13 protein-coding genes and 1 tRNA gene are annotated in these 12,224 nt (G+C 48.4%); 8 read left to right on the top strand and 6 right to left on the bottom strand.

Translation table 11 applies throughout. The features are described from left to right. Positions 1 to 224 precede the first annotated feature (224 nt). The 4 genes from ACTS3T_RS19870 (at position 225) to ACTS3T_RS19885 (ending at position 3,452) form a co-directional block, all read left to right on the top strand. Complete coding sequence (locus ACTS3T_RS19870; RefSeq protein WP_377961308.1) at positions 225 to 1,385, top strand: hypothetical protein; 1,161 nt, start codon at positions 225 to 227, stop codon at positions 1,383 to 1,385. Positions 1,386 to 1,581: 196 nt separating this feature from the next. Further along, positions 1,582 to 2,007: a hypothetical protein gene (locus ACTS3T_RS19875; protein WP_377961310.1), complete on the top strand. Its 426-nt coding sequence runs from the start codon at positions 1,582 to 1,584 to the stop codon at positions 2,005 to 2,007. 63 nt (positions 2,008 to 2,070) lie between these two features. Further along, positions 2,071 to 3,063 (top strand): polyprenyl synthetase family protein, encoded by a 993-nt coding sequence (locus tag ACTS3T_RS19880; protein ID WP_377961313.1) that lies wholly within the window; start codon positions 2,071 to 2,073, stop codon positions 3,061 to 3,063. Between the two features lie 191 nt (positions 3,064 to 3,254). Then, positions 3,255 to 3,452 carry a hypothetical protein gene (locus ACTS3T_RS19885; RefSeq protein WP_377961316.1) on the top strand — a complete coding sequence of 66 codons (198 nt, stop codon included), beginning with the start codon at positions 3,255 to 3,257 and terminating at the stop codon, positions 3,450 to 3,452. A gap of 90 nt (positions 3,453 to 3,542) precedes the next feature. On the opposite strand, the gene hemB is transcribed toward ACTS3T_RS19885, so the two are convergent. Next, on the bottom strand, positions 3,543 to 4,526 hold the full coding sequence (hemB, locus tag ACTS3T_RS19890) for a porphobilinogen synthase (RefSeq protein ID WP_377961318.1): 984 nt from the start codon (positions 4,524 to 4,526) through the stop codon (positions 3,543 to 3,545). A 279-nt stretch (positions 4,527 to 4,805) separates the two neighbouring features. Further along, positions 4,806 to 5,291, bottom strand: a complete 486-nt coding sequence (locus tag ACTS3T_RS19895; RefSeq protein ID WP_377961321.1) for a hypothetical protein — start codon at positions 5,289 to 5,291, stop codon at positions 4,806 to 4,808. A 308-nt stretch (positions 5,292 to 5,599) separates the two neighbouring features. On the opposite strand from ACTS3T_RS19895, the gene ACTS3T_RS19900 reads away from it, so the two are divergent. From ACTS3T_RS19900 to ACTS3T_RS19915, 4 genes are all read left to right on the top strand, one after another. Continuing rightward, positions 5,600 to 5,671: transfer RNA gene (locus ACTS3T_RS19900), tRNA-Lys, on the top strand. Between the two features lie 248 nt (positions 5,672 to 5,919). Then, complete coding sequence (fba, locus tag ACTS3T_RS19905; protein WP_377961324.1) at positions 5,920 to 6,999, top strand: class II fructose-bisphosphate aldolase; 1,080 nt, start codon at positions 5,920 to 5,922, stop codon at positions 6,997 to 6,999. A 205-nt stretch (positions 7,000 to 7,204) separates the two neighbouring features. Beyond that, positions 7,205 to 7,582 carry a Spx/MgsR family RNA polymerase-binding regulatory protein gene (locus ACTS3T_RS19910; RefSeq protein ID WP_377961326.1) on the top strand — a complete coding sequence of 126 codons (378 nt, stop codon included), beginning with the start codon at positions 7,205 to 7,207 and terminating at the stop codon, positions 7,580 to 7,582. 187 nt (positions 7,583 to 7,769) lie between these two features. Next, a complete protein-coding gene (locus ACTS3T_RS19915; protein WP_377961329.1) occupies positions 7,770 to 8,777 on the top strand; it encodes a hypothetical protein in 1,008 nt (335 codons plus the stop codon). A gap of 41 nt (positions 8,778 to 8,818) precedes the next feature. Here the strand turns inward: ACTS3T_RS19915 and ACTS3T_RS19920 are convergent, their stop codons facing one another. The 4 genes from ACTS3T_RS19920 to ACTS3T_RS19935 form a co-directional block, all read right to left on the bottom strand. Continuing rightward, positions 8,819 to 9,664, bottom strand: a complete 846-nt coding sequence (locus tag ACTS3T_RS19920) for a DNA-formamidopyrimidine glycosylase (RefSeq protein ID WP_377961331.1) — start codon at positions 9,662 to 9,664, stop codon at positions 8,819 to 8,821. Positions 9,665 to 9,734: 70 nt separating this feature from the next. Next, positions 9,735 to 9,944 (bottom strand): photosystem I reaction center subunit IV, encoded by a 210-nt coding sequence (locus ACTS3T_RS19925; RefSeq protein ID WP_377961334.1) that lies wholly within the window; start codon positions 9,942 to 9,944, stop codon positions 9,735 to 9,737. A 235-nt stretch (positions 9,945 to 10,179) separates the two neighbouring features. Further along, positions 10,180 to 11,043 (bottom strand): hypothetical protein, encoded by an 864-nt coding sequence (locus ACTS3T_RS19930; protein WP_377961337.1) that lies wholly within the window; start codon positions 11,041 to 11,043, stop codon positions 10,180 to 10,182. A 126-nt stretch (positions 11,044 to 11,169) separates the two neighbouring features. Then, entirely contained in the window at positions 11,170 to 11,979 is an 810-nt protein-coding gene (locus ACTS3T_RS19935) for an RNA polymerase sigma factor SigF (protein WP_377961339.1), read from the bottom strand. Positions 11,980 to 12,224 lie beyond the last annotated feature (245 nt).

Raw genomic sequence — 12,224 nt, forward strand, 5'->3', positions numbered from 1 at the left:
CATGACGACCCCGATAGGCATATGACAAGATGGGAGCAACCCGACCCAAAGGGCATCCAATCAGAAAAGTGAGCGAGGCGCTTTACACCTCAGCTAGGCTCAATATCGTAGCGGCTGCAAACCCGTTTTGTTTAGGTATCTACTGCACTGATCAGCATTGATCAGCCAAGAAAACGCCATTCAACTTTGTTGAGAGTCCATTCTGCGAACGCGAGGTCTAGATTATGAGCAGAAACTTTCAGAGCCAGAAATCTAAAGCGGTAGTTTCTGCCGTCGCCAATACCCAGCTACAGTCACGCCCCTTTGCTGCGGCTGCTCCTACACAAGAAGCCGAGGCTGCTGCAACGACAAAGACCGGATTGGACTTTGATGCTGAAAATATTTCTCTCTTTCCAGAGAATGCTGCCACCTCAGGTTTAGTCAGCTCAGCCCAGCGATCGCCTCTGTCGCGCCTCGAACCAGCCAGCGGTTTATCGGGTCAACTTGACCCCTCAGCGATCGCTGCGCCAGCGTCTTCACTGCCCACCTATCTACAAACGGCTCTCGATCGCACTGCTCAAGCGAACGCCACCCAGTCTCAGCTTGGGCTACGACTCTTCCGTCAGGCACACCCCGATGCCCTGCTCGATCGCTACCATACCCACTTAACAGAATCGCCTCAATCTGTCAAAGTCCAGCAACAGTCTCCGCTCAACGTGGTGCGCTGTATGGGTAGAAGCTCCTCTTCCGAACCAGAGCAGACTAGCAGTAAAGCACCGCAGAAAACAGCGGAAGAAATTAACTTCGACACGCTAGCTTCAGGTAACCTCAAAACAGAAGATCTCCCTGAAAAGTTCGTCATTCCAGAGTCGATGAAAGCTGGAATGCTAGAAGCTTGGAAAAAATCTTTTCCGGGAGGTAAGTCGCAAGAGCAGGGCGGCATTTTAGTTAAAAACAAAGACGGTACCTATTCGTGGAAAGCAGGGGCTGCTGGCAAATCAGGTTCCTTCAGCCCTAACTATGGCGATGTCGGCGCAGATGAAACGCTGGTGGCCTCTGGGCATAGCCATCCTTACGACAAAAGCGAAGGTGGCCATACCCATGTTTCTTTTAGCGGGGCAGACTTGGCCAATCTCGTTACCCAAGACGAGCATTTCAAGATTGTGCAAGCGGGTGAAGGCCAGTTTGTCGTCAGCCGCACCCAGGAGTTTAATAAAAAACGATCAGAGCTAGACGAACAAGGCAAAAAAAACCTCAAAGCCGAAATGAAAAAACTCTGGAACGAGACTTTTGCCTCTGCTAAAGGTACGTTTCAAGAACGAGTTGAAGCGGCTGTTAAGGCTGTTTGCAGCAAATACAACCTGGTTTATTACAAAGGTTCAGGCGGCGAACTTAACAAGCAGTAAGTAGCCGTTTTGATAGCGGTTTTAGGGCAAATCCGCCGGGGTTGCAGCTATGGCCTATGCGATATCGCTTAAAAAGTGCCTCTTGATCGCTTTAATTCTTGTGGTACAGTCTTGCACAGCCCCGCCAGACACGGTTATCCAAAAGGCCGATTCCCTCAATTCGTCGCCAATCCAGATTGATCAAGGAAGGTTTGCAATGACCTCAGCTCCGGTCACGATTGAAGCAACAGATGCTAACCAATGGCTAATTCAAGTTGAGCAGACGCTAGCAGAAGATTCAGCCACTGGCAGGGTTGTAATCAAACAAGCAGCCCCTCCCAATGCCGAAAATCCGCCTCATTTGGCTCTTGCGAGCAGTCGAGCTTGGCTGACGCTGGGTGAGCAGTTTGTTGACAAAGGTAATTTTGAGGCTGCGATCGCCTGTGCTCAGCAGGGATTAGACGCTCTTGGTAGCGACTATGCCGCACCGGAAGTAGAGGACGATACCGACATGAAGCTTTTAGCCGCTGAGGACAGAATCGAATCGGGCCACCTCCAGGATGGAGCCAGTGTGATGCTGCAGATGCTAGAAACCCGCACCGAACTGTATCAAGAATTGCATACAGCGACGATTGTCCAATAGTATCTATGACAGTTTTAAATCTTTAATCGCAGTTTCCCACTAAAGCCTTGAGGCAAGCACCCTATGACGGCACTGAAGCTGACCGAAGCCAATTTAGCCCATCTTCAAATGTTTCAAGCACTGCTGCCACAAGTGCGCCAATATATTCAGCAGTTGTGTCCAGCCCATTGGCCAGCATTCACGTCACTCCTCAGCCGTGTGATTGATCAGCCCTTAGGCTCGTTGGCTATTTTGCCACTAGCTAGTTGTGCCGCTGTCGGCGGCGATCCGCAGACGGCGATTCCAGTGGCGGCAGCGTGGGAAGTGCTAAACCTTGCCATGCGCATTTTAGATGACCTGGAAGATCAAGATCGCCCAGATAGTTTGTGGGCTGAGGTCGGTGAGGCTCGTGCGTTCAACCTGAGTGCAGGGCTATATGCCTTATGTAACGAACTGCTGGTACAAGCCCCTTGGCCAGATGCTTGTCACCGTAAAATCAGCCAAATCTTTGCCCAAACAGGCTTACGCTTACTTAGTGGGCAAGATCGAGACTTGCAAGGAACTGCTGAAACTTTCGAAGACTATTGGCAGATTATGCAAGACAAAAATGCTGCCGCGTTTGCGATGGCCTGCGAAGCTGGGGCTTTGTGCGGCACAACGCAGCCTGAGCTATTAACAGCCTGCCGCGAGTTTGGTGAGCACCTGGGGATGGCTTTGCAGCTATTTGACGACTTTCAGGGAATGTGGGAACCCATCGGCTTGGGTGACTTGGCTATGGGTAAAATTACCTTACCGCTACTGTATGGACTGCGGCTTGAACATCCGGGACGGGCTGAACTGCAACAAATCTGCGAAAGTGGCAATTTTCAGGTTCAGCGCGATCGCATCTTGAGCATTCTAGATCAGCTACAGACCCGCGAATTTATTGTTTGGACAGCCCTACAAGAGAAGCAGCAAGCCGTTGAAGCCCTGTCTATCTGTCCCGGCGAACCAGGCGTAACGGCTTTAGTGGCCTATGCCACCACCATCTTTAAACATATTGACACGGTTCTGCCTGCGAACCGTGACAGCGCTTAACCGCTGTTTATGGCTACGCCTGTGGCGACTATGACCTTTGTTCGTCCTCAGTTCACCCTAGGCCGCGCCCTACCAAACTGTCCAATTAATGCAGAGCGTTAAGCTTTTTGTCAAATCCGCAACACTATCCTAGTCCGAATGATAGGGTCAATACTGTTGAAAGTGCATTCAAACTTCTGGGGGAGAGCGTTTTGGTACCACAAGCAGAGCAATCGTCCAATACAGCACGCGAAGACTTTAGCGAATACGTGGCTCACCTACAGCTACATATGGCTTTGCAAGCACGCAACTTAGTGCCACCTTTGGGTCACAAAGGCGATCGCCGCGAAATGCTACTACAGCAAACTCAAGAAGACTTTGAGAAAATTGTCTCTCGCCAGCGCTTCTAGCGCTCTGCTAAACATTTTTTGATTTGAGCGGTTGAATCCTCAAAAAAAAGCAGCCTTGGCTAAGGCTGCTTTTTTTAAAGCACTAATTCCCTATGCCTGAATCCAACGGGCAATATCTTTAGCGTGATACGTCAAAATCAGATCAGCCCCTGAACGCTTGAAACCCAACATGGTTTCCATCACCACCTTTTGCTCATCAATCCAGCCATTGAGCGCAGCCGCCTTCACCATCGAATATTCACCCGACACGTTATAAGCGGCCACAGGTAAGTTTGTAGCCTGCTTCACTCGCCAAATAATATCCATATAGGCTAAAGCGGGCTTAACCATCAGCATATCGGCCCCTTCCGCAATGTCTAACTCAATTTCTTTGAGTGCTTCGGTACCATTAGCGGGATCCATTTGGTAAGTACGGCGATCGCCAAACTGAGGCGCAGACTCAGCCGCATCGCGGAACGGCCCATAATAAGCTGACGCATATTTCGCCGCATAGGACAAAATCGGCATATCCGTATAGTCAGCGGCATCCAACCCTTGCCGAATGGCTTGCACAAAGCCATCCATCATCCCAGAAGGCGCAATAATGTCTGCGCCCGCTTTGGCTTGAGCAACCGCCGTTTTCTTCAAAAGTTCCAAAGTGGGATCATTGAGAACCCGACCGCTGAGATCCCCCGTTTCTAGATAGCCACAATGACCATGAGACGTATACTCACACAGGCAAGTATCTACGATGACAACAAGGTCAGGTACAGCAGTTTTAACAGCCGTTGTCGCCTTTTGCACAATACCGCAGTCGTGCCAAGCACCCGTTGCCTCGTTGTCTTTATCCTCAGGAATGCCAAACAGGATAATAGCCGGAATCCCTAATTCATAAACTTCTTTAGCTTCCTGAACAATTTTGTCTACAGAAAGCTGGTAAACCCCAGGCATTGACTTTACTTCATGGGCAATGCCTTCTCCCGGAACCGCAAACAGAGGGTAAACCAGATCGCTGGTGGTGACGGCATTTTCCTGCACCATGCGACGCAGTTGAGGATGGTTCCGGAGACGACGAGGGCGATGTGTCGGAAACATGATGCTTTTGAAATTAATAAAACTAAACAAACAGGCAGCAAACAGGCAAAAGCAAAATGCTGATCTGACTTTTCAGATCAGCAAATCCTAACTCCTACGAGCAAAAATCTTTATTAAAGTCTAAAGCCTAGATGAGACATCACACTCACTGTAAAAGTTACATTCTGTAAAACCCGCCCCCAGAAACCGCCTTTCCACCAAAATTTAACCCTGATTTCAAAACCCGCAATGTTTCCTCAAACTATGAAAACGTTAATGCCAACCAGCCGTAAACCTTAGTTAAAAAGTAGGGTCGTGTTCGTAGTCTATGCACTGATTTTCTCGCCAAGTGCGACCGCTCTCTTCACAGCTCGTTTTATCAGCCTTAAAGGGAATACCCACAGGCGCCGCCTCCTGCTGCTCTAGCAAAGGCGACAAGCTGATAGAGCTGATATGTAACAGTCCTGAGAGCATGAGCACACCAGCCAGACTGACCAAAAACATGACAATCAGGTTGCCCGAAGTCCAGAGCGCCTGGGCTGAGCGATCAGAAGCGCGTCGATCTGGCGTCCGTCTTTCCGGCCCAGCTACCAGCACGACATAAAACCGTTTCCACAGCAGGGGTACCGACAGACGTAGATCAACTGGATGCTGTCGCCAAGCGCGAGGTTCCAAAGCCTTCTGCATAGCGTTCAGTTGAGCTTCGCTAAAGCTGGCCACAATGTGGGGGGGTAGCCGTTCTATAAACTGCTTAAAGACAGCACTTTTTTGATCCACAAGACCCATAGAACCCTCAATCGTGGTAAAGGCGGCATGACTATCCCGCTATCGTGCCACGCAGTCTCTCAACAGCGATTAAGGAAATTTACGGATTTTTAGAACCAGTCGGTTTTGGCAGGAGCATGGCTCAAAGGTCTTTTACGGAATTAAAAGGTTTTCTCTGTACAGCCAAAGGCTATCCGGAACCTTTTTGAGTCACTTTGAACAGAATTCGCTGAATTTTTTCTCCCAGATTGGCAAAGGAGGGCTAATTTATGTGCTAGATTTATTAACCGGGCACGACATCAAAAAATGTTTGCCGCAAAAATCTATTCGGGTCGCTAGCTCAGCGGTAGAGCACTCGGCTTTTAACCGATTGGTCCTGGGTTCGAATCCCAGGCGACCCAGTTTAGCGTTTAGATCAAGAATTTTTAGGAGATTCCATATCCTCATGGAATTTCCTCTGATATTCTTAATTAAGAGTTCAGATTTTCACAATATTTCGTTATCAGGCCAGCAAGCTGGCTATGAGCTTTCTAGGAAATTGAATATTTGAAATTCATTCCGAGAAATGCTTTAAGATTGGTAGGTAATAACACTTATTGATCTTTTGACTCATTGCCCAAAGGCAATACTTAGACCTAGGAGGATATCTATGGCGCTTGTCCCAATGAGGCTGCTGCTGGATCACGCCGCTGAACATGGCTACGGGATCCCGGCTTATAACGTCAACAACCTTGAGCAGATTCTGTCTATCATGGCGGCTGCTGATGAAACCGATAGCCCGGTGATCTTGCAGGCCTCCCGGGGTGCTCGTAAGTATGCTGGAGAAAACTTCCTCCGCCATCTGGTTGTGGCCGCTGTGGAAACCTATCCCCATATTCCGGTGGTTATGCACCAAGACCACGGTAATAGCCCTGCGACCTGCTACTCGGCAATTCGCAATGGCTTTACCAGTGTAATGATGGACGGCTCGCTAGAAGCGGATGCTAAAACGCCTGCTAGCTTTGATTACAACGTCAGCGTTACTCGCGAAGTGGTTAAGGTTGCTCATGCCATCGGTGCCAGTGTAGAAGGTGAGCTAGGTTGCCTCGGCTCTCTAGAAACCGGACAAGGTGATAAGGAAGATGGTCATGGCTTTGAAGGAACTCTAAGCAAAGACCAATTGCTAACTGACCCTGATGAAGCCGTCCAGTTTGTAGAAGCGACTCAAGTAGACGCTCTAGCTGTGGCCATTGGTACCAGCCACGGAGCTTATAAGTTTACCCGCAAGCCGACGGGTGAAATTCTAGCCATCAGCCGGATTGAAGAAATTCACCGTCGTCTGCCCAATACCCATTTGGTCATGCACGGTTCTTCTTCTGTTCCCCAAGAGTGGTTGGATATGATCAACCAGTACGGCGGGCAAATTCCAGAAACTTACGGGGTACCTATTGAAGAGATTCAAAAGGGGATCAAGAGCGGTGTTCGGAAAGTCAATATTGACACCGATAACCGTCTAGCAATCACAGCAGCTATTCGTGAAGCGGCAGCTAAGGATCCTTCCAACTTTGATCCTCGCCACTTCATGAAGCCTGCTATCAAGTACATGAAGCAAGTTTGTCAAGAGCGTTACGAAGCTTTTGGTACGGCTGGTAATGCTAGCAAGATCAAGCAACAGCCTGTGGAAGTCTATGCAGCCATGTATGCCAAAGGTGAGCTAGACGCCAAAACCAAATCAGCTGCAGCCGTTTAAGTCGCTGACTTTGAATTGTTAGCTGAATAAACCCAAAAGCCAGATAGCTTAAGCTATCTGGCTTTTTGTTGAGCTGGATTCGCTGGTCATCACGTATAGCTGAGCTACAAGCATTAAGACACTTCAATTGCTGAAAGCCGCTAGCAGAAAAGCTTGCCTTCTGCCCTCAACCTTCTGTCTTAGCTTTACCCACTTAGAGGAGATTATGACGCTTCAAGTTTATGGAATTCCTAACTGCGGAACTTGCAAGAAAGCCTTGAAGTGGCTAGATGAGCGCAACCTTGATTATGAGTTTATTAACACCAAAACTCATCCCCCTAGTCGCGATTTAATTGAGAATTGGGTGGCTGCTTTAGGGGCGAAACCAATGCGCAATACTTCTGGAGGGTCATATCGGACGTTGGGAGAAGAGAAAAAAACGTGGTCTGACGAACAGTGGATTGACGCGTTTGCCCAGGATGCCATGCTGCTGAAACGACCGCTCTTTGTTAAATCAGGTCAAGCTGTTTTAGTGGGTTTTCGAGCCTCAGAAAATACACTACGAGAAAAGTTGGGTCTTGCGTCAGCTTTTCCTGACGAGTAAGTATTTCTACAGTGCTTGAATCAGCAACTTGGCTCATTCAATTGCGTATTGACTTTGATAACCTGCAGTCAAGGTCAACTTTACGGAGATCTACCCAATTTGGTCAAGATTGGGGCGTTAGCAAGCGGTTAAAAGACGCTAGCTAGTTTCAACCTCCAAAGACATAGATGTAGGTAAGGACAGACTTATGGTTGATTCAGTAGAATGCAAACCTTCCTGGGATACGAAACTTGAGGCTGAAAAAAGTCTTGTTTCTTTACCTGAGCTATGGGCTAAAAAGTATGTTGAGCAGCTTTATCAGCAACAGCAGTCGTTAGATTTGGGCGGAGAAATTCAGCCTCGTTCGGCGATCGCCCAGCAGTTGGTTGACCGCCTGCGTTCAGTCAGCGCTCAATCATGGAATAAAACAGAAGCTTTGCTAGCCAATGAAATGCGGCGACACCAAATTGAGTCTCGGCTGATTGATCCGTGGGCGATCGCCAAAGACGTTCATTTTGTTTATGAAAAAGTCTTGCAGGTTTATGCTAATCGAGCGACGCCACAAAGTCTCTCTGTTTTAATTTCCTCTGACTTAGGTAGAATTCGGCACAAATACACTCGGCAAGACCCAAGACTCATTGGCTTCGTTAGTATGCAGTTTCATTACTGTGGGCAACTCTTAATGAGTCAATTAGAAGCCTCTGAACAGTCAGTTATAGAAGAATACTTTAAAGTTATTGACGACCACCTGTATATGCCGCTACAGCGAGCTTACCAGGCTGCCGCTCAATGTGAGTTTAACGACCCGCGCTTGAAAACTGTACAGCGCTTACTGCCGGTCAGCAGTCAGATTGCTTGTGAGATTGTCGCTACCGTCAATCAGCTATATCCTAGCTACGCTTGCTACAGCGGACCGCTAAACAGCAAAGTCGTCCGAGCTTCTAGCATTCGAGATGTTGAGATGTTCCAGATTTATTTGTGGATTTGCGTACTCGAAAAAAATATTTCAGCAATTACCCAGGAACTGTTTCCCTTATGCGTCATGCTGTATCCTACGTTGAAAGTTAACTGGGAACTGGTGCGACAGATGATTAGTTTGCTGGGCAAGGCTTTTGAACAGCACATTCACCCCCAGCAGAGCCAATATTATCAGCCTTACTACCAGGTTCTTTGGAAAATGTTTTCACCCGAAGTTTTTCCAGACACAATTGCCTGAAGGGACTGAACGTTATTTAATCAGCCCCGTAAGCCGTTATCTCAGCGTTGACAGGTGGGGCAATAGTGGGCAGACCGTCCTGCCAGCTTAATTCGTTCGATTGGCGTACCGCAGACGCGACAAGCTTTTCCTGCGCGGTTATACACCCACGCTTCGCCGCCGTAGTTGCCGTTGATCCCTTCTACACTGCGAAAATCGCTAAATGTTGTGCCGCCGACGCGAATACTGGCCGCCAACACCTGTTGTAAAGCCTGATGCAGCCGTTGAATCGGTTTACTCTTTAAGCGGCTACAAAGGGCTGTAGGCTGAATTCCACTTAAAAATAGGGCTTCATCAGCATAGATATTGCCAACACCGGCCACTAGCGCCTGATCTAAAAGTGCATTTTTGATCGGTCGTTGGCGTTTGCTAAGAGCCGCCTCAAGATAAGCTACTGAAAACTCGCTGCTGAAAGGTTCTGGGCCTAATTTGGCCAACCCAGGCATGATGTTTTCTAAAGGTTGGTCAGGCGGAACCCACCACAACCTGCCAAAAGTTCGCTGATCAATGAACCTCAGTTCGCGATCGCCATTGAAAAAAAGCCGAATGCGGCAATGAGGCTGTAGCGGCACTGCTTGAGGCAACCAAAGTAACTGACCCGTCATGCGTAAATGCACCCCAAGCCACCCGCCAGCCCCAGCAGAATTTTGCAGTTCACCTAGCAAATACTTGCCACGACGATGCCATTGAACGAGCGACTGCTGAGTTAAACCCAATAAGAAATCGCCTGCATTAAAAGGGTAGGCAACTGTGCGTTCCAAGCACACTTCCCCACCCTTGATAAATTGATTGAGCGTCACCTGATTGAGTCCTCGACGAACAGTTTCTACTTCAGGTAGCTCAGGCACTTTGTTTAACCACTCGTTAGCTTGCTAATCCGCTTGTACAGGCTATTAAATGCCTGATTACGGTTATAGCTTACTTTGCCTTCCCTTTAGGAGCAGTCACTTCTTCTAATTCGTCTTCGGCAAAATTATTGGTATTAATTCCTGCGTAATTGACTTTGTCAAATCGGACTACGACTGGATAGCGAATACCGCTTTGATCAACTGACGCTACGTTGCCGAGTTCTTGATACCAATAAGACTCTTTACGCAAAATCCGAACTTGAGAACCACGTTGAACCATTGAATTATTCCTCTTCTTGAAAGCTCAATATTATGGTCATTAGTGAGTCAAAGACTTGTTCAACAGCGTACTATTTTGACGGGCTAAATCGATAGTCCTAAAGATTTAATTTTTATTGCCAAAGCAAAATTTTTGCAACAGAAATTGACCAGCTTGTCGCCTATAAGCTTTAAAAAAATTAGCAGCTTTTCAAGTTAATGGCTTGAAAAGCTGCTGCAATAAACACTGCTGAAAATTAGAGTGGCAAGAGGGTACGAGTTGGTAGAGAAGCTTGATCACTCGCTTCAGGCGCACCTGAACTACCAACCGTGACAGCTACTTCAATACCATTCTCTTCTAAAATAACCCGTGGTTCAATGCCTTCGCGCACTTCAATTCGCTTCACCAAAATACGACCATTTGATAGCCGCTGTCCGGCACTGACGTAGCGACTCGTCGTTTCGCCAGGGGCTTGAACAATAGCATGGGCTTTGTTACCAATCTGAACAACTCCGGTAACCTGAACCTCGGTCGCCAACTCAGGGCGAGGGAGTACAGGTAGGGGTTGAATAGGCGAAGGCGTTGGTATGGTTTGTTGAGGACTCGTTGTACCGGGTCTATTGGCCGAACTTCCTGCAGCCCCCCCCGGTGTGCCTGTTCCCTGTCTGGTTGAAGACCCGCTTGGTCGAGTCGCCACGGGTGGTAAACCTCCTGGAGACGGAGGGCGGTTGTTGCCGCCGCTCGCACCGCTGGGGGAGCTAGCGGTGGGAGTCTGTTGCGGAGGGGGAACGACTTGGGGCGGTGGCGGAATCGGTACGGTCGCGAACGGATCGTTGCGATTTTTAAGTACCTGATTGACCCTTTCTTCGGGGTCAGTAGACTGGATGAGTTCTGCACTGGCGATCGCTGCGGCGCTAGGGCCAGCAGGAACAATAGGCTCAGCAAACCCTTCTTCGTCAGGTTCGGGTTCTTCGGTGGTTTGAATAGGTTGTCCATCTAAGCTTGGTAACTCTTCCTGAGTTGGCTCAGGATTGCGACCTAGCAAGTTATTGACAAAACCACACCCCGAAAGGGACAGTAATCCGACTCCAACTAGCACTCCACTGAGAAGGCGACGCATCGCTAGATTCCTCCCCACATTTAACCCGTAGTAATTTTTATCAGGGGTATTGCCCCTTAACCCCTCAAAGATAACCTATCTCGGCTCAATCGCAACAAGTTTGTAGTTGCTAATTTGAGAGATTACTCAATCTATGGAATCGATATCGTCACCTGAGTTAGTTTCGCTACCCATCATGAGCTGACGTAACGACTTCAATCCTTTTTTGACTCGACGCGAAACGGTCACGGCGCTGATCCCCAACTGCTCGGCAGTCTCTTTTTGGGTCAAGTCTTTAAGAAAAACAAACTCTAAAACTTCTCGCGTCCGCTGCTCTAATTTGGAGAGCGCTTGCTGAAGACGAATTTGATCTTCTTGAGCCAACTGAAAGCTGCGATATTTAGGATCAGGCAGTAGCTCACCCAAAGAAGAGGAACCGGCTTCATCGTCTTGCAGAGGGGCATCTAAACTAATGAGGGCACGGTTGCGGCTAGCTAGCTTGACCTGCTGCCATTCTTCGATCGAGATTTCAAGCGCCGCTGCCACTTCGGTATCAGTAGGAAAACGCTTTAAGGTTTCTTGCAAGTGTCGAATAACTTTAGCGGACTGATGTTGAAGCGTTTGTAAACGTCGCGGTATCCGCATAGAGCAGCCGCGATCGCGTAGATAGTGCTGAATTTCACCGCGAATGTAGGGAATGGCAAAAGAGCTAAACGCGTAACCTTTAACAACATCAAAGCGCTCAATTGCTCGAATCAGACCCAGGCTGCCGACCTGCATTAAGTCTTCAAAAGACTCGTTAGAATGCCTGAGCCAGTGATGGGCCTCACGACGGACTAAGCCGATATTGAGGTTAACGAGGCGGTTACGCAACTGCGGCGAGGGCGATCGCTGGTAAGATTGCAGCAGCTCAAGCGTTTGTCCTTTTAGATCTAGCGCGTTTTGAGTGATAGGCATAACGATTTCAGGAAAGGGTAAGAATGCCCCACAGATCAGGTTTAGCCAGCCAGGTAGATCTGAGATAGAAGCAGTAAAATGCCTCAAGCCTGATTAGACCTACCTTGATAACTTAGTTAACTAAACTTTTTGAGCAGTGCCCTCATAAGTCATCAACTAAGACCTGTCTCTTTCAGACCTATTCAGCCTACGATTCTACCTCAGCCGATTACAACAGCGTTATTGCGGATCTAAATAGCAGCCTC

Source organism: Almyronema sp. (assembly GCF_052168255.1).
Lineage (GTDB): Bacteria > Cyanobacteriota > Cyanobacteriia > Phormidesmidales > Phormidesmidaceae > Sphaerothrix > Sphaerothrix epifaneia.